Origin of the sequence: Streptomyces chengmaiensis (assembly GCF_029846775.1) — a bacterium.
Taxonomy (GTDB): domain Bacteria; phylum Actinomycetota; class Actinomycetes; order Streptomycetales; family Streptomycetaceae; genus Streptomyces; species Streptomyces chengmaiensis.
Map to the genome: position 1 here is coordinate 161,202 of NZ_JARWBG010000022.1, position 21,648 is coordinate 182,849.

18 protein-coding genes are annotated in these 21,648 nt (G+C 72.7%); 7 read left to right on the forward strand and 11 right to left on the reverse strand.

The window, feature by feature from the left end; translation table 11 throughout:
* Nucleotides 1–105 precede the first annotated feature (105 nt).
* A complete protein-coding gene (locus QCN29_RS19865; RefSeq protein ID WP_279929701.1) occupies nt 106–1,746 on the reverse strand; it encodes a protein kinase domain-containing protein in 1,641 nt (546 codons plus the stop codon).
* A 272-nt stretch (nt 1,747–2,018) separates the two neighbouring features.
* On the opposite strand from QCN29_RS19865, the gene QCN29_RS19870 reads away from it, so the two are divergent.
* Nucleotides 2,019–3,776, forward strand: a complete 1,758-nt coding sequence (locus tag QCN29_RS19870) for a protein kinase domain-containing protein (RefSeq protein ID WP_279929702.1) — start codon at nt 2,019–2,021, stop codon at nt 3,774–3,776.
* A 378-nt stretch (nt 3,777–4,154) separates the two neighbouring features.
* Here the strand turns inward: QCN29_RS19870 and QCN29_RS19875 are convergent, their stop codons facing one another.
* Nucleotides 4,155–4,604 (reverse strand): hypothetical protein, encoded by a 450-nt coding sequence (locus tag QCN29_RS19875; RefSeq protein WP_279929703.1) that lies wholly within the window; start codon nt 4,602–4,604, stop codon nt 4,155–4,157.
* 100 nt (nt 4,605–4,704) lie between these two features.
* On the opposite strand from QCN29_RS19875, the gene QCN29_RS19880 reads away from it, so the two are divergent.
* The 5 genes from QCN29_RS19880 (at nt 4,705) to QCN29_RS19900 (ending at nt 10,240) form a co-directional block, all read left to right on the forward strand.
* Complete coding sequence (locus QCN29_RS19880; protein ID WP_279929705.1) at nt 4,705–4,935, forward strand: hypothetical protein; 231 nt, start codon at nt 4,705–4,707, stop codon at nt 4,933–4,935.
* A gap of 162 nt (nt 4,936–5,097) precedes the next feature.
* Entirely contained in the window at nt 5,098–5,781 is a 684-nt protein-coding gene (locus tag QCN29_RS19885; protein WP_279929706.1) for a PadR family transcriptional regulator, read from the forward strand.
* A 128-nt stretch (nt 5,782–5,909) separates the two neighbouring features.
* A complete protein-coding gene (locus tag QCN29_RS19890) occupies nt 5,910–6,671 on the forward strand; it encodes an ABC transporter ATP-binding protein (RefSeq protein WP_279929707.1) in 762 nt (253 codons plus the stop codon).
* Nucleotides 6,668–9,610 (forward strand): ABC transporter permease, encoded by a 2,943-nt coding sequence (locus tag QCN29_RS19895; RefSeq protein ID WP_279929709.1) that lies wholly within the window; start codon nt 6,668–6,670, stop codon nt 9,608–9,610. The genes QCN29_RS19890 and QCN29_RS19895 overlap by 4 nt, the downstream gene beginning before the upstream one ends.
* Before the next feature lie 87 nt (nt 9,611–9,697).
* Nucleotides 9,698–10,240 carry a bacterial proteasome activator family protein gene (locus QCN29_RS19900; protein WP_275674919.1) on the forward strand — a complete coding sequence of 181 codons (543 nt, stop codon included), beginning with the start codon at nt 9,698–9,700 and terminating at the stop codon, nt 10,238–10,240.
* Nucleotides 10,241–10,336: 96 nt separating this feature from the next.
* Here the strand turns inward: QCN29_RS19900 and QCN29_RS19905 are convergent, their stop codons facing one another.
* The 7 genes from QCN29_RS19905 to pdhA all read right to left on the reverse strand — a co-directional run bounded on the left by QCN29_RS19905 (nt 10,337) and on the right by pdhA (nt 18,686).
* Entirely contained in the window at nt 10,337–11,317 is a 981-nt protein-coding gene (locus tag QCN29_RS19905; RefSeq protein ID WP_279929710.1) for an NAD(P)H-quinone oxidoreductase, read from the reverse strand.
* Between the two features lie 10 nt (nt 11,318–11,327).
* Nucleotides 11,328–12,407, reverse strand: coding sequence for a potassium channel family protein (locus QCN29_RS19910; protein WP_398859521.1), 1,080 nt, complete (start codon nt 12,405–12,407; stop codon nt 11,328–11,330).
* Entirely contained in the window at nt 12,404–14,035 is a 1,632-nt protein-coding gene (locus QCN29_RS19915) for a molybdopterin molybdotransferase MoeA (RefSeq protein WP_279929711.1), read from the reverse strand. The genes QCN29_RS19910 and QCN29_RS19915 overlap by 4 nt, the downstream gene beginning before the upstream one ends.
* Complete coding sequence (locus QCN29_RS19920; RefSeq protein ID WP_279929712.1) at nt 14,032–14,997, reverse strand: NTP transferase domain-containing protein; 966 nt, start codon at nt 14,995–14,997, stop codon at nt 14,032–14,034. The genes QCN29_RS19915 and QCN29_RS19920 overlap by 4 nt, the downstream gene beginning before the upstream one ends.
* Before the next feature lie 76 nt (nt 14,998–15,073).
* Nucleotides 15,074–16,531 (reverse strand): dihydrolipoamide acetyltransferase family protein, encoded by a 1,458-nt coding sequence (locus tag QCN29_RS19925; protein ID WP_279929713.1) that lies wholly within the window; start codon nt 16,529–16,531, stop codon nt 15,074–15,076.
* The gene (locus QCN29_RS19930; RefSeq protein WP_279929715.1) at nt 16,531–17,553 is read right to left on the reverse strand and encodes an alpha-ketoacid dehydrogenase subunit beta; all 1,023 of its coding nucleotides are present in this window, start codon (nt 17,551–17,553) and stop codon (nt 16,531–16,533) included. The genes QCN29_RS19925 and QCN29_RS19930 overlap by 1 nt, the downstream gene beginning before the upstream one ends.
* The gene (gene pdhA, locus QCN29_RS19935; protein ID WP_279929752.1) at nt 17,550–18,686 is read right to left on the reverse strand and encodes a pyruvate dehydrogenase (acetyl-transferring) E1 component subunit alpha; all 1,137 of its coding nucleotides are present in this window, start codon (nt 18,684–18,686) and stop codon (nt 17,550–17,552) included. The genes QCN29_RS19930 and pdhA overlap by 4 nt, the downstream gene beginning before the upstream one ends.
* Nucleotides 18,687–18,893: 207 nt before the next feature.
* On the opposite strand from pdhA, the gene QCN29_RS19940 reads away from it, so the two are divergent.
* Nucleotides 18,894–19,409, forward strand: a complete 516-nt coding sequence (locus QCN29_RS19940) for an Lrp/AsnC family transcriptional regulator (protein WP_240137094.1) — start codon at nt 18,894–18,896, stop codon at nt 19,407–19,409.
* 48 nt (nt 19,410–19,457) lie between these two features.
* Here the strand turns inward: QCN29_RS19940 and QCN29_RS19945 are convergent, their stop codons facing one another.
* Complete coding sequence (locus QCN29_RS19945) at nt 19,458–20,054, reverse strand: TetR/AcrR family transcriptional regulator (protein WP_240137070.1); 597 nt, start codon at nt 20,052–20,054, stop codon at nt 19,458–19,460.
* Nucleotides 20,051–21,634 carry a 3-hydroxyacyl-CoA dehydrogenase gene (locus QCN29_RS19950; protein WP_279929716.1) on the reverse strand — a complete coding sequence of 528 codons (1,584 nt, stop codon included), beginning with the start codon at nt 21,632–21,634 and terminating at the stop codon, nt 20,051–20,053. Before QCN29_RS19950 ends, QCN29_RS19945 begins: the two co-directional genes overlap by 4 nt.
* Between the last annotated feature and the right edge of the window lie 14 nt (nt 21,635–21,648).

Sequence of the window (21,648 nt, forward strand, 5' to 3'; positions counted from 1 at the left end):
GGCCCGCACGCGGCGCGAAGCCGCCGCTTCCCGGGGTGCGGGGGCGAAGCCCCCGCGAACAACCTCACCCCGGAGGGGATTCGGGGGCGAAGCCCCGGGAGTCGGCTACTCGCCGCCTTCCTCGCCGCCGTCGCTCCCCGACGTCGCGCCCCCGTCGGCCCCCGACGTGGGCCCTCCCGGGCCGCCCGGGTCCGGGTCGCCCGTCGGATCGCCGGTCGGGGGCGTCGAGGGGGTGTTCGTGGGGTCGCCCGTCGGATCGCCGGTCGGGGGCGTCGAGGGGGTGTTCGTGGGGTCGCCGGTCGGGTGCGAGGGGGTGAACGACGGGGTGTACGAGGGCGTGTAGGACGGCCGGCGCGGCGGCTCCTGGTTCTGGCCGGACGAGGTGTCCGGCTGCTCCTGCTCGTCCGGCTCGCTCTCCTCCTCGCTCGGCGTCAGCGAGGTCTTGTCGGACTGCGACGGCGACTCGGAGACCGACGGGCTGTCCGTCGTACCGTCCGCCTCGCCTCCGGCGCGGTCCAGCGCGAACGCCACCCCGGCCACGATCGCGATCACCGCGAGCGCCGCGAACAGCATCACCTTGCCGCGGCCGCCCCGGCCGCCGGGCCGGTTGCCGCCGTATCCGTCGTCGTAGCCGCCGTATCCCCCGTCGTCCAGGTTCATCGGCGGCAGGATCGGCCCCTGCGAGGTGTCCCCGTGCCCGAGGCGCCCCTGCCCGGCAGGGCCCATCACGGCCGTCGCGCCGGTCGTCCCCGTCGCCGGGGTCGCCGCGGCGAGCCCGCCCGCCGGACCGGCGTCGGGCAGCGCGACGGGACCGGTGTTCCACATCCCGCTGTGGCCGCCCTGCTCCTGCAGCATCTGCAGGGCGTACTGCACCAGGCCCCGCATCTCCTCGGCGCTCTGGAACCGGTCGTCCGGATCCTTCGCCAGGGAGCGCATCACCAGCCCGTCCAGCTCCGGCGGCACGGAATGCAGCGCTTGCGACGGCGGCACCGGCATGTCCTGCACATGCTGGTACACCACCGACAGCGGCGTCTCACCGGTGAACGGCGGCCGCAGCGCCAGAAGTTCGTACAGCAGACAGCCCGTGGCGTACAGGTCCGAGCGGTGGTCGACCGCCTTGCCGAGCGCCTGCTCGGGCGACAGGTACTGAGGCGTGCCCATCACCATGCCGGTCTGCGTCATCGTCGCCTGCGCGCCGTGCAGGGCGCGCGCGATGCCAAAGTCCATCACCTTCACCGCACCGGAGTTGGTGATGATGACGTTCGCCGGCTTGATGTCCCGGTGCACGATGCCGTGCTGGTGCGAGTACGCCAGCGCCTCCAGCACCCCGGACACGATGATGAGCGCCTGCTCCGGCGGCGGCGCCTCCGCGCTGACCAACAGATCGCGGATGGTGCGCCCCTCGACGAGCTCCATCACGATGTAGGGGACGGTATGCCCGCCCACGGCGTCCTCGCCGGAGTCGTACACCGCGACCACCGCATGGTGGTTGAGGCCCGCGACCGACTGCGCCTCGCGTGTGAAGCGGGCCTTGGAGACCGGGTCCTCCGCAAGGTCCGCGCGCAGCAGCTTCACCGCGACGGTGCGGCCGAGCCGTACGTCCTCCGCGGCGAACACCTCGGCCATGCCACCACGGCCCAGGCGGTGCGTCAGGCGGTAGCGGCCGTCGCCGACCAGTCCGTCGATGCCCCAGGAGTCCGCCGCATCCGGCACTCCGCCGCCGCCTGCTTCGGGTTCGGGTGCCATCAGTCCTCGCCGTCGTATCTCAGGGTGCTGTGCCACGTCACGCTACAGCCTCCGCGCGACGAAGCGGATTCCAGAGGATCCACCCATGCCTGATACCGCGAAACCATGCGGTTCCTGTAACGCTTCCGAGACGCTTCTTGTGCGTACGGTCACGGAACGGGCGCTCGGCTTGACGTGTCGGACCCCTCGGGCAGACTGGCCCCGTACATCATCGCGGTCGCCGCGCCCCGGCAGGGCGGGCCTTGGGCTGCGTATCGAGGGGGAAGCAAGTCATGAGCCAGGACGGCGCACAGGGCCGCCATGCGGGCGGTTCCGTCGCGGGCGGCCGCTATCAGCTGCGCGATCTCCTCGGCGAGGGCGGCATGGCGTCCGTGTATCTCGCCTACGACTCCGCCCTCGACCGCCAGGTCGCCATCAAGACGCTCCATACGGAACTGGGGCGTGAACAGTCCTTCCGCGAGCGCTTCCGCCGCGAGGCGCAGGCCGTCGCGAAGCTGTCGCACACCAACATCGTGTCCGTCTTCGACACCGGCGAGGACACCGTGTCCATCGGCGGCTCCGCCGCGGGCGACGGCACGCCGATGCCGTACATCGTCATGGAGTACGTGGAGGGCAAGCCCCTCGGCTCCGTACTCCAGGACGACATCCGGCAGTACGGCGCGATGCCGGCCGACAAGGCCCTGAAGGTGACCGCCGACGTGCTGGCCGCGCTGGAGACCAGTCATGAAATGGGCCTGGTCCACCGGGACATCAAGCCCGGCAATGTGATGATGACCAAGCGCGGCGTGGTCAAGGTGATGGACTTTGGCATCGCCCGCGCCATGCAGTCCGGCGTCACCTCGATGACGCAGACGGGCATGGTCGTCGGCACCCCGCAGTACCTGTCGCCCGAGCAGGCCCTCGGCCGCGGCGTCGACGCGCGCTCCGACCTCTACTCGGTCGGCATCATGCTCTTCCAGCTGCTGACCGGGCGGCTGCCCTTCAACGCGGACTCGCCGCTGGCGATCGCGTACGCACATGTGCAGGAGGAGCCGGTGGCTCCGTCCAGCATCAACCGCTCTCTCACCCCGGCGATGGACGCCCTGGTGGCGCGCGCGCTCAAAAAGAACCCGAACGAGCGCTTCCCCAGCGCCGCGGCGATGCGCGACGAGTGCGCCCGCGTCGCGAGCGCCGGGCAGACCGGCGCACCGGCGATCGTCGCGGGCGGCCCGGCGAACAGCGGCGCCGGAGTCGGCTCCGCAGTCTTCCCCCCGCTGGACCAGTCGGCCCCGGCCCCCGGCCCGCAGAGCGTGCAGACGCCCTACCAGCCGGGACCGTCGTCCGTGCCGACGCCTGGACCGACGCCGGCCCCGGGACCGGCCCCGGCCCCGGCCCCGGCCCCGCAGGGCGCCTACGGGACCCCCGCGCCCCAGGCCCAGCCGCAGGCCCAGCCACAGCCGCAGCCGCACTACGGCTATCCGCAGAACGCCTCGCCCGCGCACACGCCCGCCCCCGGCTACCAGCAGCCGCACGGCGCGGCGACCCCGCCCCCGTACACGATCGCGCCCCAGCCGGCCCCCGCGGGCGGCGGCAGCGGCGGCGGGCGGCGGAACATGCCGGTCATCGTGGGGGCGATCGCCGTGGCGCTGCTCACAGTCGGCGGTGTGGTCGCAGCGGTCGCGTTCAACAAGGACGACGGCACGGGCGACCAGGGCGGCGGCGAGACGAGCGCAAGCGCCGGCGAGTCTGAGAAGGCCGGGTACAAGGCCCCGGAGCGGCACCGGACGATCAAGAAGACCGAGTGCTCGGACGCGCGGGAGAGCTCGTACGACCCCTCAAAGGTGCAGGCGCCCGACTTTGTCTATAAGGACATCCTCTCGGTCAAGGAGTGCGCCCAGACCCAGGGCTGGAAGATCAACGAGAGGCGCGTCGACAACGCCCAGTGGGGCGAGGACATCGTGATCTCCCAGTTCCCGCTGGCCGACACCGATATCTCCGAGGACAACGCGACCTTCACCCTCGAGGTCTCCACGGGCAACCCGGCCGACTGAGCATGCGCTCGACCGGGTCGGCGGCCGACGGGGCCGGCGCTCCAACGGGCTGACACCCCAGTGGGCCGACGACCCAGGGGGCCTGCGCTCGACCGGGTCGACGCCCGACGGGGCCGCCGGCTTCGCTGGGCCGGCGCTCCACCGTGCCGACACCCGACCAAGCCGGCGCTCCACCGGCTTCGCTGGGCGGGACCCTGTCCGACCGGGCCCCGTCCGACCTTGCTCACGCCGGGGCGGGCCCGCGCCCGAAGCGAATGCCCCGCCTGACCTGAAACAAGCACCACACCCCAAAAGTGCAGCATGTCCGAGATGCCGGATACGTCACGGCATGTGACGCTGAGTTCACCAAGCGGAACTCGGCGGCTCGGCACGGGAGGGTCACCCGGTGACACCCAGGCGGCTCGGCACTCGGTGCGTGGTCACCGCCGCGGCCACGGCGGCGCTGACCCTCGCCGCCTCGCCGCCGGAGTACACCGCGGCCCCCCCGCCTTCCTCCGCCGCGGCCGCCGCGCCTTCCTCCGCCGCAGCCGCCCCGACTCCGACTCCGGCGCCGGCGCCGGCGCCGGCGCCGGCGCCGGCGCCGGCGCCGGCTGCAGCGGACGAACCGACCGACGGCGCGGCGCCGACCGCTTCTTCGTCCTTCGCGGGGCGGCAGGCGGGGGAGGGACGGCCCCGGCCCGGACGGCGGCCGGGGAGCCGCAGCCCCCGCCCGCCCGAGAGCCAGAGCACACCCGCATCGCCGAGCCCGGACGGCACGGACGGCACCCCGGCCGCCTCCGGCTCCGCCACCGCACCCGCCCCCACGGCGTCGGGCGGCGTCGCGCCCACGGCCGGCACGCAGACTCAGGGCCGCGACACCGGCTCGGACTCCCGGCTGCAGGGGGACTTCAGGCGTCCGGATGGGCACAGGCCCCCTCCCGGGGAGGCGATGACGCCCGGCGGCGAGGAGACGTACCCGCCCCCGGACGGCGAGGGCAGCGCCGTCGTCCCCCTCCCGCCGGCAGCGAGCCTCACCGGTCCGGCGGACGCCCGCAACCGTGACGACCGCCCCCTCGCCGAGGGCGAGCCGCACCGGATCTCTCCCCTGTCCCTGGGGGCCGGAATGACGCTCATGGGGCTCGGGCTGGGCTTTCTGGGCCTGCGACTGCGCCGCCGCTGACTCCCCGGTCCGCTTCGCTTCAACCCCTCGGTCGCGCCCGCGCCCGCGCCGCTGCCCGGCCGACCGTCCTCCGCAGGGCGGTCCGTCCGCCTCAGGGCCTACCCACGCCATCCGTCTCAGGTCGGTTGGCCCACGTCGGCATACCCGGTATACATACTGAGTATGTCCATCCGCCACGGTCTTCTCGCCCTGCTTGAACGGGGCCCCCGATACGGCTCTCAGCTCCGTACGGAGTTCGAGTCCCGCACCGGCGCCACCTGGCCGCTCAACGTGGGGCAGGTCTATACGACCCTCAACCGCCTGGAACGCGACGGCATGGTCGCCCAGGACGGCGAGGACGCCGCGGGGCACGCGCTCTACGCGATCACTGACGCGGGGCGCACAGAGCTGAAGAGCTGGTTCGAGACGCCCGTGGACCGCAGCAGCCCGCCCCGTGACGAACTGGCCATCAAACTCGCCATGGCCGTCGGCGCACCGGGGGTGGACATCCGTGATGTCATCCAGTCCCAGCGCCGCCACACGGTGAAGGCGATGCAGGACTACACCCGTCTCAAGGCGCAGGCCCTGGCCGCCGTCGAGGGCGGGGGCCCGAAGGAACGGGACGATGTGGCCTGGCTGCTGGTGCTGGAACAGCTGATCTTCCAGACCGAGGCCGAGGCGCGCTGGCTCGACCACTGTGAGGCCCGGCTCATCCGCCTTTCCGCGGCGGCGGGGCCGGGCGCACCGCCTGTGCACGGCGCACCGCCCATCCGCGACGCGCCCTCTGTCCAAGGCGCATCATCCGCCCACGGCGCATCGCAGCCCCGCCGGAACACCGGCCCCGCGCATCCGGCCCGCTCCTCGTGACACCGGGGCCGGTCACATCTTCCGCACCGCCGGCCCTGTCCTCCGTACCACCGCTCATGCACACGCGCGCCATCTGACCGGGCGCGCCCCCGTGCATCCATACGCAACCGCCCAAGGGGGGCCCTTCCATGTCCACACAGTCGCCACACACATCACAGGGACAACAGCGACCCGTGCTGAGGCTTCAGCAGCTGAGCCGTGTCCACGGCAGCGGGGCCACCGAGGTGCACGCTCTGCGAGGCGTCGACCTCGACGTCTTCCCCGGGGAACTCGTCGCGGTCATGGGCCCGTCGGGGTCCGGAAAGTCCACGCTGCTGACGATCGCGGGCGGCCTCGACACCCCCACGTCCGGACGGGTCGTCGTCGAGGACACCGACATCACCACCGCCGACCGCAAGACGCTCGCCGCGCTGCGCCGCCGCAGCATCGGCTATGTCTTCCAGGACTACAACCTGATACCGGCCCTGACCGCGGCCGAGAACGTCGCGCTGCCGCGCGAACTCGACGGCGTCTCCGCGCGCAAGGCACGCGGAGAGGCGGTGACCGCGCTGGAGGAGATGGAGCTCGGGCATCTCGCCGACCGCTTCCCGGACGAGATGTCCGGCGGCCAGCAGCAGCGGGTGGCGATCGCCCGCGCCCTCGTCGGCGACCGTCGGCTGGTCCTCGCCGACGAGCCCACCGGAGCCCTGGACTCCGAGACCGGGGAGTCGGTGCTCGCCCTGCTCCGCTCCCGCTGCGACGCGGGCGCCGCCGGCATCCTCGTCACCCATGAGCCGCGCTTCGCGGCCTGGGCGGACCGCGTTGTCTTCCTGCGCGACGGCGCGGTCGTCGACCAGACGGTGCGCAGCCAGGCGGACTCCCTGCTGACGGGCCAGGCGGCCGAACTGTGATCACCTGGTACCACTCCTGGCGCGCCGCGATCCGCATCGCCCGCCGCGACGCCTGGCGCTCCAAGGGGCGCAGCTTCCTCGTCCTGGCGATGATCGCCCTGCCCATCCTCGGGGTGAGCGCGGCCGATCTGACACTGCGCAGCGCCGAACTGTCCACGGAGCAGAAGCTGGAGCGCTCCCTGGGCGCGGCAGACGCCCGGCTGACCGACCCCGGTTACGGCGGCGTCCCCGTCCTTCAGACGCCCAACGGGGAAAACTACACGCCCGCCGACGACTTCGAGGACAAGCCGTACCCGGAAGGCAGCACCGATGTCACCAAGGCGGCGCCCCAGGGTGCCAAGACCCTGAAGGACGCCACCGGTTCGGCGAAGCTGCGTACCGAGCACGGTCTGCTGCACACCGAGATACGGGAGTTGAAGGCCGCCGACCCGATGGCGAAGGGCATGCTGACACTGGTCAGCGGCCGCTTCCCGGCCGACGGCACCGAGGTCGCGGCGACCACGCACTTCCTCGCCTCCAGCGGTCTGCAGGTCGGTTCGACGCTGAGGGCACGCGGATTTGACCGCGAGTACACGGTCGTGGGGTCGTACGAGCTCTCCGACTCGCTGAAGTCCGACCAGGTCAACGCCCTTCCCGGCGCCCTTCTTGCCCCGCTCGACAAGGCGCTGAAGGCGGACGGCCTGCCCGGCACGGGGGCCGAGGCCACCTATCTGGTGAGCCTGCCGGGCGGTTTCACGTGGAACATGGTCAAGGAAACCAACACCAAGGGCGTGGTGGTCCATTCGCGGGTCGTCGACCTCGATCCCCCGGCCAAGTCGGACGTGCCGTTCTACCAGAAGAACAACTGGGGCGACTTCGGCATGAGCGCGAGCGCCAAGGCCGCCGCTCTCGCCGCGATCGGCACGGTCGTCGGTCTGGCAATGCTGGAGATCTGCCTGCTCGCCGGCCCCGCCTTCGCGGTCGGCGCGCGGCGCTCGCGCCGCCAGCTGGGTCTGGTGGGCGCCAACGGCGGTGAACGCCGCCATATCCGGGCCGTCGTCTTGTCCGGCGGTCTGGTCATCGGCGTCGCCGCGGCGGTCGTCGGCACGGCCCTCGGGCTGGCGCTGACGTATGCGCTGCGGCCGGTTCTGGAGGAGTACATCGGCCGGCGCTTCGGCCACTTCGACATCCGTCCGCTGGAGCTGCTGGGCATCGGGCTGCTGGCCGTGCTCACGGGCCTGCTGGCCGCGATCGTGCCGGCTGTCACCTCGTCCCGGCAGACGGTGCTCGCCTCACTCACCGGCCGGCGCGGCGTACGCAGGAGCAGTCGGGTACTGCCGGTGATCGGCCTGCTGGCAACGGTGCTGGGCGCGGCGATCGCGCTGTACGGCTCGGTCTTCTCAGACCAGTTCGCCATCGTGGCGGGCGGCAGCGCCCTCGCCGAGCTGGGCGTCGTCGCCATGACGCCCGCCCTGGTGGGCTTGTTCGGGCGCACGGGGCGGCTGCTGCCGCTCTCGCCGCGGCTGGCGCTGCGGGACGCGGTGCGCAACCGGGGCCGCACCGCGCCCGCCGTCGCGGCGGTGCTGGCCGCCGTCGCGGGCACGGTCGCCGTGGCCACATACGCGGCGAGCAGCGACGCCCAGCAGCGTGCCGAGTACAAGGCGCAGCTGCCGTACGGCGCGGTGTCGGTGATCATGGGCGAGGCGGGTTCGGCGCGTGACGTGCCCGCCGTGCGCTCCACCGTGCAGAAGCTGCTGCCCGTCGAGGTACGGGCGGACATGGACCGGATCTCGGTCGGGAGCGCCAACTGCTCGGTGTGGGGCGGGTCCGACGGCTGCGGCAGCTATGAGGTCGTCGTGCCCCCGCAGAACAGGTGTCCGTTGTGGGCGACCGACCCGGCGAACCCGGACGGCGATCCCGCGGAACGGTTCAGCAAGGAGGAGCGCCGCAAGCTCGCCGAGGACTGGCGCTGCCAGCAGTCGGGCGGACGGGGCGTGTACGTCCCCGACGGCGTGGTGGTCGCCGACGCGTCGCTGCTGAAGGTGCTGGAGATCGACGACCCGGCGGCGGCGAAGGCGCTGGCGGGCGGACAGGCCGTGGTCTTCGACAAGCGCTACATCGACAAGAACGGCGACGGCGGGAACGACGACGGCAAGGACGGAACCGACGGCAGGGACGGAACCGACGACGGGACGGACGAGGACGGGACGGTCCGGATCAAGCTGATCACGGACACGGAGGCCGCGGGCAAGGCGTTCGACGAGGGCAGGGAGGCGCCGGGCGAGATCAAGTCGTTCCGTGTCCATCGGACGGCGGACGACGTCGACGCCTACGGCCTGTCGGTGATCGTGCCGCCTGCTGCGGCCAAGGCGGCCGGGCTCACGACCTTGCCGCTGGGTGCGTACTACTCCACCGACTCGCTGCCGAGCACCGAGCAGCGCCAGCGGCTGGAGGGCGAGCTCGACAAGACCGGATCGTCGGTGATGCTCCATATCGAGGAGGGCTACACCAGCGAGAACAGCATCATCCTGCTGGCGCTGACCGTCTTCGCCGGACTGATCACCATCGGCGCGGCGGGCATCGCGACCGGTCTTGCGCAGGCCGACGCGGAGGCCGATCTGAAGACGCTCGCGGCGGTCGGGGCGCCCCCGCGGGTGCGGCGGACGCTCAGCGGCTTCCAGTGCGGCGTGGTGGCGGCGATGGGTGTGCTGCTCGGATCGGCAGCCGGTGTGCTGCCGGCGATCGGGCTGCGGCTCACCGAGCGGCGCGAGCAGCTCAAGTGGTACCAGGAGGCGCTGGACAACGGCTGGGGCGGTCTCGCCTCGGATCCGCATGTGCCGGTCGTCATCCCCTGGGCGACGCTGGCGGCACTCCTGGTCGCCGTCCCGGTGGGCGCGGCCCTGCTGGCCGCGCTGGTCACCCGCTCGCGCGGCGCACTCGCCCGCCGCGAGACTGCCTGAGGGCCCTGTACGCCCCCGGAGGAGGGTGGATCACTCTCTTCCGGGGGCACACCGTGTGCAGACATGCTGGTGCGAGAGAATGGCGGCATGGAGATGCCGAGGAATGAACGGTCGCAGGAGAGTCCGCACGTCCTGGTAGTGGGCCAGGACGGCATGGCGCTCGGCGGCGGCGACACCGATGACGAGTCCCGCGAGATCCCGGTCACGGACATGGTCGAGCAGCCTGCGAAGGTCATGCGCATCGGCAGCATGATCAAGCAGCTGCTCGAGGAAGTCCGCGCGGCTCCTCTGGACGAAGCCAGCCGGGCCCGTCTGAAGGCGATCCACGCCGGCTCCATCAAGGAGCTGGAGGACGGCCTCGCCCCCGAGCTGGTCGAGGAGCTCGAACGCCTCTCCCTTCCCTTCACCGAGGGCACGGTCCCCACCGAGGCGGAACTGCGCATCGCGCAGGCCCAGTTGGTGGGCTGGCTGGAGGGCCTCTTCCACGGGATCCAGACCACGCTGTTCGCCCAGCAGATGGCCGCCCGCGCCCAACTGGAACAGATGCGCCGCGCGCTCCCCCCGGGCGTCCACCACGAGGACGACGAACCCCACCCCCACACCTCGGCCCGCTCGGGCCCGTACCTCTGACCCCTGCCGGGAGGGACCACACGCACCCGGCCCCTCCCGGCCCCGCCCACCCCCGGGGGAAGACCACTGCATCCGGGGGCTGCGGGGCAGCCCCGTCTACTCCGCCACCAGCAGCACCTTGCCCACATGCTCACCGGAGTCCAGCACCCGGTGCCCCTCTCCCGCGTCCCGCAATCGCACGGCGCGGTCCACCACCGCCCGCACGCGCCCCGCCTCGATCAGCGGCCACACATGCTCCCGCACCGCCGCCACGATCGCCGCCTTCTCCCCCAGCGGCCGCCCCCGCAAGGACGTCGCCGTGATCGCCCCCCGCTTCCTCAGCAGCGCGCCCAGGTTCAGCTCGCCCTTGACCCCGCCCTGAAGGCCGATCACCGCCAACCGCCCGTTGACCGCCAGCGCCTTCACATTCCGGTCCAGATACTTCGCACCGACGATGTCGAGGATCACATCCGCCCCGGCCCCGTCCGTCGCCTTGCGGAGCTCCGCGACGAAGTCCTGCTCCCGGTAGTCGATCAGAACGTCCGCGCCCAGCTCCGCGCACCGCGCCAGCTTCTCGGGCCCGCCCGCCGTCACCGCGACGCGCGCGCCCACCGCCTTGGCCAGTTGGACGGCCATCGTGCCGATGCCGCTCGCACCACCGTGCACCAGCAGCGTCTCACCCGGCCGCAAATGCGCGATCATGAACACGTTGGACCACACCGTCGCGGTGACCTCCGGCAGCGCCGCCGCCGTCACCAGGTCCATGCCCTGCGGCACCGGCAGCAGCTGCCCCGCCGGCACGGCGACCTTCTCCGCATAGCCGCCGCCCGTCAGCAGCGCGCACACCTCATCGCCGACCGCCCACCCGGACACCCCGGGCCCGACGGCCTCGATCCGGCCGGAACACTCAAGGCCGGGGTAAGGGGAGGCGCCGGGCGGCGGGTCGTAGTACCCCTGCCGTTGCAGCAGATCCGCCCGGTTCACCGCACTCGCGGCGACATCGACAAGCACCTCGCCCTCGCCTGGCGCCGGATCGGGCACCTCCGCCCAGATCAGCGCCTCGGGACCGCCGGGTTGGGGAATCGTGATCGCATGCATGGCGGCGAGGCTACTCTTGCGGCTCCACGGTCGTGTCGTTCGCGGCGCGCACAATCGTGATCAGGCGGTCCGTGAGCTGCAGGGGACTGGCCGCCGGATCGTCGTAGCCCAGCAGCCGGTGGCCTCTGAGCACGCTCACCACCAGATCGTCCGTCTCCCGTACGCTCCGGCCCACTTCGGCCTTTATCACCGGCCGTTCCACAAGATCGAGTCCGCTGCCCTGCTGGATGAGATCCTCCATCAGCGTGCCCGCACTGGGGCTCAGCACCGACAGGCCCAGCAGCCGGCCCGCCGCGCTCGCGCTGGTGATGACCGCGTCCGCCCCGGACTGGCGCAGCAGCGGCGCGTTCTCCTCTTCCCGCACCGCCGCGACGATCTTCGCCCCGCGGTTGAGCTGACGTGCCGTCAGGGCGACCAGCACCGCCGTGTCATCCCGCTGTGTGGCGATCACGATCTGACGCGCCTTCTGCACCTCGGCGCGCAGCAGCACATCACTGCGTGTCGCATCCCCGATGACGCCGACGTACCCTTCGGCGTTCGCCGTGTCGATCACCTTGCTGCTGGGGTCGACGACGATGATCTGTTCCTTCTTCAGCCCTGTGGCCGTCAACGTCCTGATCGCCGAACGGCCCTTGGTGCCGAATCCGACGATCACCGTGTGATCTCGCAAGCGCTGCCTCCAGCGGTTCAGCCGCCATTCCTCCCGGGTCCGCTCGGTGAGGACCTCAAGAGTGGTGCCGACCAGAATGATCAGAAAAAGCACGCGCAGCGGAGTCACCAACAGCACATTGGTGAGCCTCGCCGCCTCGCTGACGGGCGCGATGTCCCCGTAGCCGGTGGTGGAGAGCGTGACCGTCGCGTAGTAGACGCAGTCGAGGAAGTCGAGGGAGCCGTCTGCGCTGTCGGTGTAGCCGTCCCGGTCGATCCAGGTGATCAGCACGGTCAGCATAAGGACGCCGAGAGCCATCAGCAGCCGCTTGGCAACCTGCCGAAGCGGCTGCTCGACAACCCGGCGGGGGAGTTTCACCCGACTGGTGATCAGTCGCTCTTCCGCCTGCCGGGCCATGGCGTCCTGACCGGGAAGTTTCACGTGAAACACCCTCCTTCGCCGGTCCCGGCCGTCCAGGGCAGGTCGAGGACCTCCAGCAAGTCTCCCGGACGCGCACCGCCCGGCCTGACCACGGCCAGCCCGTCCGCACCCGCGATGCCCCGCAGCATGGCCGGCCCGTTGTAGTGCAACGGCACCAACCGGTCGTCCCGGTGGACGACGGGCACCAGCCGGGTGTCGTACGGATGTCCATGCACCGCGTCACGGACGGGAGCACTGTACGGGAGGGAGGCGGGGCGGCCGGCCAGCCCCCGGAGCAGCGGTTCGGCGAGTGTCAGCAGCCCGGAGACGGCGGCCAGCGGGTTCCCCGGCAGCCCCACCAGATAGCGGGCCCGCCCACCGGCGTCGCCGGACGCGGTGAGGCGGGCCAGCAGCATGGGATGCCCGGGGCGTACGGCGACGGAGTCCACCAGCAGCTCCGCGCCGGCCTTCCGCAGGACGGGGTGGACATGGTCGACGGGGCCGGCGGCGGTGCCGCCCGTGGTGAGCACCAGGTCCGCCGCGGAGCCCATGACCGCCTCGTGAAGAGCCTCCGCGTCATCGCCGAGGCGGCGGGCGGCCGTCACCTCGGCACCCAGGGTCCGCAGCCAGGGACCGAGCATGGGCCCCAGCGCATCGCGGATCAGCCCGTCGCGGGGGAGTCCGGAGCTGAGCAGCTCATCGCCGAGGACGAGCACCTCGACACGGGGCCGGGGCACAAGGGGCAGCGCGTCGTACCCCGCGGCGGCGGCCAGCCCCACCACGGCGGGGGTGACGGCGGCGCCGGCCGACAGCAGCTGATCGCCGATGCGGCACTCCTGGCCGCGGGGCCGGATGTCCTGCCCGGGAACCACCGGACGCAGGGCGTGCAGCTGCCGCTTGCCAGGTCCGATGCGGGCATGCTCACTGCGGATCACGGCAGTGGCGTCGTGGGGGATGCGGGCCCCGGTCGCGATGCGCACGGCGGAGCCGTCGGGCAGTGCAGGCGCACGTCCGGTGTCCTGGCCCGCGAGGACCGAGTCCCCTTCGCGGACGGTCCAGGGGCCCGGACCTGCGACCGCCCAGCCGTCCATGGCGGAGGTGTCGAACGACGGCAGGTCGCAGAGCGCGGGCAGCGGCTCGGCGAGCACCTGCCCGAGCGCTTGGTCCAGGGCCGTTCGACGGGTGCGGGGCGGGGCGCTGCGCCCGAGCCTGGCGGCGAGGGCACGGGCGTCGGGCCACGGGGTGGCCTGGTGCCCGCCGGAGCCGCCAGGAACGCCTCGGGCGGCTCCGTGGCCCTGTTCCCGCGCCGTGTGTCCTGTGCGGCCCGCATCGCCCGGCGGGCCCTGCTGTCCGGGCCGTCCGAGCCGTCCGGACTGTCCGGGCCGTCCGGGCCGTCCGGGCTGCTGTGCGTTCCGGCCGACGAGTGCGAGGGCGTCGGCGACGCCGTCGATGTCCTGGGAGACGTCCTGGGCGGCATCGCGGGCAGCGTCCTCGGCGACGTCCTGAGCTGCCTCGTGAGCGACGTTCCGAGCTGCGTCGTGGGCATCCTCAGGCGCGTCCGGGGCTGCGCTGTCGCCTCGTACGTCCCGGGCCCCGGCGCCCTCGCCGTGCCCGGCGTCGGCACGGTTCCTGTGGTCGTTCCCGGTCATCCTGCGTCGGCCCCGCTCTCACGGCCTGCCGCACCCTCTGCACCCTCCGCGCTCTCGGCGGTCTCGGCACCCTCTGCGCTCTCGGCGGTCTCGGCGGTCTCGGCCGCCCACCGTGCGGCGAGTGCGGCGGCCTTGCGCACAGCCTCCGCGACCGCCTGCGCACTGCCGTCGCCCGCCTGGGCCGCCGCATATCCCACCAGGAACGTGGTGAGCGGAGCAGCGGGGCGGGCGACGCCGTGCGCGGCGTCACGGGCGAGGTCGAGCAGAGCCTTCACATCGACGTCGAGTTCGACGTCCAGCTCGTCCTTGACTGCGGTGATCCATTGGTCCAGCACGCTCCCATGCTCCCTGATGCGGGCCCGGGCTGCGGCAACGTCCTCCCAGGTGTCGCAGTCGAAGGAGGCCGACGACTCGGCGTCGATCCGGGCGAGATGAAGCTCCTGAGTCAACAGACGCAGCGGAAGCCCGGAGAGATGCCCGTGTTCGGCGGCGAGCAGGGCTATCTCCCGGCGGAGCGGCTCCGCGCGGTAGACGGCCGCCAGTGGCTGGTCACGCCCCTCGGGATCGGTGAGGAGCGCCCCCTCGCGCCCGCTCGACCCCAAGGCGTCGAGCAGCCGCCGTACCGTTTCCGCACCGAGGAAGGGCAGATCGGCGGAGAGCACCAGCACCACCTCGGCCTCCGTACGCCGCACCCCGGCGGCGAGCGCGGCAAGCGGGCCGCCGCCGGGCGGCTCCTCCCGCGTCCAGAGCACGGGGCGGGCCGTGGCCCTGCGCCCGCCTACGACGACGGTGCGCCCTGCTCCCCGGCACGCGGTCAGCACCCGGTCCAGGAGAGCGCGCCCGCCCACGCTCACGGCCGGTTTGTCCACGCCGCCGAGCCGCCTGGCCGCGCCTCCGGCGAGGACGACGGCGTCATACGCGGGGGGCACGGGGGACACGGGGTGCGAGGCGTTGACGGTCACCCCGACAAGTATGGTCCCCGATCGCCCCGCCGTGGACCCCCTGTGGATCTCTCACAGCCCGCAGGCGGGCTGTGAGCTACAGCGTGCGCAGCAGCACGGAGGGCTGTTCCACGCAGTCGGCCACATACCGCAGGAACCCTCCGGCGGTCCCGCCGTCGCACACGCGGTGGTCGAACGTCAAGGACAGCTGGACGACTTGGCGAACGGCCAGCTCGCCGCGGTGCACCCAGGGCTTGGGCACGATCCGGCCGACTCCGAGCATCGCCGCCTCGGGGTGGTTGATGATCGGCGTGGAGCCGTCCACCCCGAATACGCCGTAGTTGTTGAGCGTGAACGTCCCGCCCGTGAGGTCGGCCGGAGTGAGCGTGCCCTCCCGGGCCGCCTGCGTCAGCCGCGCGAACTCCTCGGTCAGCGACTCGGCAGAGCGGTCGTGTGCGTCCTTGACGACGGGGACGACGAGGCCGCGCTCCGTCTGCGCCGCGAAACCGAGGTGCACCTCGGGCAGCCGCACGATCTCCCGTGCCTGGAGGTCGACGGTGGAGTTCAGCTCGGGGTAGCGGGCAAGCGCCGCCGTGCAGATCCGGGCGAGCAGGGCGAGCACCGAGATCTTCGGTCCGCCCGCGCCGTTCATCGCGGCCCGCGCGGCCATCAGCTCCGTGGCGTCCGCGTCGACCCAGCAGGTGGCGTCGGGGATCTCCTGCCTGCTGCGCGACAGCTTGTCCGCCACGGCTCCGCGCACTCCGCGCAGCGGAATGCGCTCCGCGCCCTGTGCGACGGTGCGCGGCACGGCAGCCCCGGAGGCTGCGGCGGCAGCCGGCTCGGGCACGCTCTCTGCGGCCCGCAGCGCGCTCTCGACGTCGGCCCGCATGATCAGTCCATCGGGCCCGGATCCGGTCAGCTGCCGCAGATCCAGCCCGTTCTCCCGGGCCAGCCTGCGTACGAGGGGCGAGATGACGGGCACGGGCCCGTCGGCCTCGGGGCGCGTCCGCGGGCGTCCGCCGTCGATGCGCACAGTCGTCCCCTGCGGCGCGGCGACGCCGGTCGAGCCATCGCGGGTCCCGGGACTCGCGGCCGCCTGCGCCGAGGCCACGGCGCGGCCGCCGCTGTCCGGCCGGGCGGCGACTCCCGCACCCTGGTGCGCGGGGCGGATGCGCCGACGGCGGGCGGCGGGCGCTCCGGTGCCGTACCCGACGAGGACGTTGCCGGACGATTCACCAGACGGCTCGCCGGAGGCGCCGGCAGCGTCGGAGGATCCGGCCGGTCCGCCGGCGCTGCCCGCGTCGTCCCCCGCCCCCACCGCAACCGTCAGCAGCGGGGCGCCGACGGGCAGTTCGGCCCCCTCCTCGCCGAAGCGCGCGGTGACCACGCCCCCGTACGGACAGGGCACCTCCACCATCGCCTTGGCCGTCTCGACCTCGACGACCGGCTGGTCGACCGTGACGACGTCGCCCACAGCCACCAGCCAGCGGACGATCTCCGCTTCTGTGAGGCCCTCCCCGAGATCGGGGAGCCTGAATTCGAGCACCTGGGCCATCAGCTCTCCGCCTCCCACTGCAGCCGGGCGACCGCGTCCAGGACCCGGTCCACTCCGGGCAGGTGGTGCCGCTCCAGCATCGGCGGCGGATACGGGATGTCGAAGCCGGCCACCCGCAGCACCGGAGCCTCAAGATGGTGGAAGCAGCGCTCGGTGACCCGGGCGGCGATCTCCCCGCCCGGCCCGCCGAAGCCGGTGGACTCGTGCACCACCACGGCACGTCCCGTGCGGCGCACGGATGCGCAGACCGTCTCGTCGTCGAAGGGGACGAGCGAGCGCAGATCGACGACCTCGAGGTCCCAGCCCTCGGCCGTGGCGGCCTCGGCGGCCTCCATGCAGACCTGCACGGAGGGGCCGTAGGTGATGAGTGTGGCGCTGCGGCCGGTGCGCCGGACCGCGGCGCGCCCTATCGGCTCGACCGCAGCCGGAGCGTCGGGCGACCACGGGGCCTTGGACCAGTACAGCCGCTTGGGCTCCAGGAAGACGACCGGGTCGTCCGAGGCGATGGCCTCGCGCAGCAGCCCGTAGGCGTCCTCGACGGTCGCGGGCGTGACGACGTGGAGCCCCGGAGTCGCCATGTAGTACGCCTCCGACGAGTCGCTGTGGTGCTCGACTCCGCCGATCCCTCCGCCGTACGGGACGCGTACCGTGATCGGCAGCGGCATCCCGCCGCGGGTGCGGTTGCGCATCCGCGCCACATGGCTGATCAGCTGCTCGAACGCCGGATAGGCGAAGGCGTCGAACTGCATCTCCACCACCGGCCGCAGCCCGTACATCGCCATCCCCACGGCCGTGCCGAGGATGCCCGCCTCCGCGAGCGGCGTGTCCGTGCAGCGGTCGTCGCCGAACTCCGCGGCGAGACCGTCCGTGACCCGGAAGACCCCGCCGAGCGTGCCGACGTCCTCGCCCAGCACATGGACGGACGGGTCCTCGGCCATCGCGTCGCGCATGGCGCGCTGCAGGGCCTGCGCCATGGTCGCCGGCCTGACGCCGGCCGGCTGCTGCACAGCGGCCGTGCTCATCGGGTCTCTCCTTCGGCGTCGAGCTCCGCCCGCAGCTGGGCCGCCTGTTCGCGCAGCTGAGCGGTCTGCTCGGCGTAGACGTGCTCGAACAGGTCCATCGGGTCCAGCACCGGGTCGGCGTTCATCCGCTCACGCAGCGTGGCCGCCATCGTCTCCGCGGCGTCGGCCGCCGCCTTGACGCCGTCGTCGTCGATGAGACCCCGTTCGGTCAGCTCCCGTTCCAGCAGCCGGATCGGATCGTGCGCCCGCCAGGTCTCGACCTCGCTCTCACCCCGGTAGCGCGTGGCGTCGTCGGCGTTGGTGTGGGCGTCGATGCGGTAGGTCACGGCCTCGATGAGCGTCGGCCCGCCGCCGCGCCTGGCTCGGGCGACGGCGTCGGCGAGGACCTCGTGCACGGCTGCCGCGTCGTTCCCGTCGACCAGACGGCCGGGCATGCCGTAGCCCACGGCCTTGTGGGCGAGCGAGGGTGCGGCTGTCTGCTTGGCCAGCGGCACCGAGATCGCGAAGCCGTTGTTCTGCACCAGGAAGACGACCGGGGCCTGCCATACGGCGGCGAAGTTCAGCGCCTCGTGGAAGTCGCCCTCGCTGGTGCCGCCGTCCCCGACCATGGCGAGGGCGACCACGTCGTCCCCCTTGAGCCGGGCCGCGTGGGCCAGCCCCACGGCATGCGGCAGCTGGGTGGCGAGAGGGGTGCACAGCGGAGCTATGCGGTGCTCGCGGGGGTCGTATCCGGTGTGCCAGTCGCCGCGCAGCAGCGTGAGGGCCTGCACCGGATCGAGGCCGCGGGCGACGGCCGCGAGCGTGTCGCGGTAGCTGGGAAAGAGCCAGTCGCGCTCTTCGAGGGCCAGCGCGGCGGCCACCTCGCAGGCCTCCTGGCCGGTGCTGGACGGGTAGACGGCCAGCCGGCCCTGCTTCGTCAGGGCCGTCGCCTGAGCGTTGTACCGGCGGCCGCGCACCAGCTCGCGGTAGAGCCTGCGCAGCAGCTCGGGGTCGACGGCGCCCGCGGCCTGGGTGCCCAGCACCCGGTACGGCTCCGGGTCCGGCAGCAGCGGGGCGGGGTCCGTACGGGGCTGCCACGCCGGTGGCGGGGTGGGCCGGTAGGCAGTGGCGCCGGGCAGCTCCTGCACCGACATGCTGCTCTTTCTCAACGCGAGCACCTCCTCGTGGGGGCGACGACGAAGCGGCACGGGGAGTGTGGCGTGCCTCACCAACCGATTGTTCGGTCGTGGGCGCATTTTGGCTACAGGCGACGCAAGCCTGTGGACAAACGGTTCTCCACAGCCTCTCATGGAGACAGGTCGTCCATACGAGAGAGGCGGGGGGACATGCCAGCTGAACAAATGGCCGAGGGCGGGGACCGTATGGAGCAGCTGCCCCCGGCACGTCCGCTCGACTCGATCGACCGGGACATCCTGCGCATCCTGCAGACCGACGGCAGAGCATCGATACGCTCCGTCGCCGACCGGGTCCATGTGTCGCGGGCGAACGCCTACGCACGGATCAACCGGCTCATGGACGACGGAGTCATCCGCGGCTTCAGCGCCCGGGTCAACCATGAGCGCGCGGGCCAGGGCGCGTCCGCCTACATCACGCTCAAGATCGTTCAGAATTCCTGGCGCACCGTGCGCGAGCAGCTGCAGGCGCTTCCGGGAGCCGCGCACATCGCCCTGGTCAGCGGTGACTTCGACGTACTGCTGCTGGTGCACACCCCGGACAACCGCACCCTGCGCGAACTGGTCCTGACCCGGCTCCAGTCCATCCCGGAGGTGCTGTCGACCCGCACACTGCTGGTCTTCGAGGAGACGGACCTCGACCCCGGCCCCGGCTCGGCCGGGGACCCGCTGCGCGACTCCTGAGGCCCGCGCCTGCCCGCCGGCGCCGCAGTCCGGGGTCGGCGGGCGGCGTTACGAGGCGTCCGCGCGCAACCCGTCGAAGGCCAGCCGCACGACCGCCTCGGCGACCTGGTTCTCGTCGTGGCCTGTACCGGGGTGCGGCCGGTACCACTCCACCAGGGAGTTGACCATGCCGAACAGCAGCCTGGTCGCCAGCTTGGGGTCGACGTCGGCACGCAGATCGCCGTCCGCTGCGGCGGCCTTCAGCAGATCGGCCACGCGGTGGTCGAACTCACGGCGGCGCTCCATCGCCCACCGTTCGGTCTGCGTGTTGCCGCGCACCCGCAGCAGCAGCGTCACATAGGGCAGTTCCGCCATCAGCACCTCGACGGTGCGCCGGGTGACGTGCTCGACCTGCTCGATCGTCCGCCCGCGCTGGGCCCCGGGCTCGTCGAGGATCGCGAACAGCGCGTCCAGAGCCCGGCTGACGGCGCGGCGCAGCAACTCCTCCTTGCCCGAGACGTGGTGGTAGATGGAGGACTTGGAGATGCCTGCGGCCTTGGAGAGGTGCTCCATGGACGTGCCGTCGTAGCCGCGCTCGTTGAAGATCTGCACGGCGACGCCCAGCAGCGTCTCCGGGGTGTACGTATCGCGCCTGGGGGTGGTCATGAGGCGTCCTCCTGCCTGCTCTTCCGCGCCGCCGCACGCTCGGCGGCCGCCCTCCCGCGCAGCGCCTGCGAGGGGGCGTAGCGCCCCGTCGGGCAGGCCTTGTGGAGCCCGTCGAGAACGGTGAGGACCCAGTCCAGGCCGATCTCCTCGCCCCAGGCGAGGGGGCCGCGCGGATAGTTGACGCCGAGCCGCATCGCCGTGTCGATGTCGTCCGCGGAGGCCACGTCGCGTGCGGCGGCGTCGAGGGCGAAGTCGACGAGCATCGCGACGGTCCGGGCGACGATCAGCCCGGGGATGCCGGCGACCACGCTGACCTGCTTGCCGAGCGCCTGGAAAAGGCCGACCGCCTCCCTCAGGGCGGCGTCGCCGACCGTCGGGGCGGGAGCCAGGGCGATACGTCCGGATCGGGCGTAGTCGAGGGCGAGATCGAAGTGGATCACCGCCGTCTCCGCCTCGCCTGCCGCGGTCCCGTCGGCCAGGCAGAGGCGGGCGCCGCCGGGCAGCTCGATCCACCCCGGGCGGGTCTCGCCGGCTCCCTCGCCGCGGACGACGGCGATGCCCGCCTCCTCGACGAGGCCGGGCAGGGCTGCCGCCTGGGCCAGGTCGCCGTGGACGGTGACGGAGCCGGGCGCGGGAGCGGGCGGAGCCGTACGGGGGGAGGGCGCGGTGGCCTCGGAGCCGTACGGGAACCAGCCCCGGCCGGTCTTGCGGCCCAGCCTGCCCGACTCGACGAGGCGGCGCTGGGCGAGCGACGGCGTGAACTTGGGGTCCTGGAAGAACGACTCCCAGACGGAGCGTGTGACGGCCTCGTTGACGTCCTGGCCGATCAGGTCCGTCAGCTCGAAGGGCCCCATGGCGAAGCCGCCCGACTCCCGGAGCACGGCGTCGACGGTGGCCGGGTCGGCGGCGCGCTCCTCGTGGATGCGCAGGGCCTCGGCGTAGAAGGGGCGGGCGATCCGGTTGACGATGAAGCCGGGCAGATCCGCGCAGCTCACCGGGGTTTTCCCCCAGGCCGCCACGGTCGCGCGGGCGCGGGCGGCAGCCGCCTCGTGGGTCGCGTGACCGCTGACGACCTCCACCAGCGGAAGGAGCGGGGCGGGGTTGAAGAAGTGCAGCCCGACGAAGCGTCCGGGGTGCTTCAGCGCTCCGGCCACGGCGGTCACGGAGAGAGAGGAGGTGTTGGTGGCCAGCAGACAGTCGCGGGAGACGATCTCTTCGAGGGCGGTGAACAACGCCTGCTTGACGTCGAGCCGCTCCAGCACCGCCTCGACGACGAGCGCGGCGTCCGCGAGCTCGGCGAGCTCCGCGGCGGGGTGCAGCCGCTTCAGGGCGGCGTCCCGCTGCGACGGCTCCATCCGGCCTTTCTCCACGAGCCGGTCCAGACGGGCGGAGATGCCCTTCGCGGCCTCCTGGGCGCGGCCGGGGACGGCGTCGTGAAGGCGGACAGGGTGCCCGGCGACCAGGGCGACCTGGGCGATGCCCTGGCCCATGGTGCCCGTGCCGACGACGGCGACGACATCGCCGGGGCCGACGGCATCTCGCGCGGCTGCGTCTCGCCCGTTGGCGTCGATGGCGGTCATGGGAGCGATCCTCC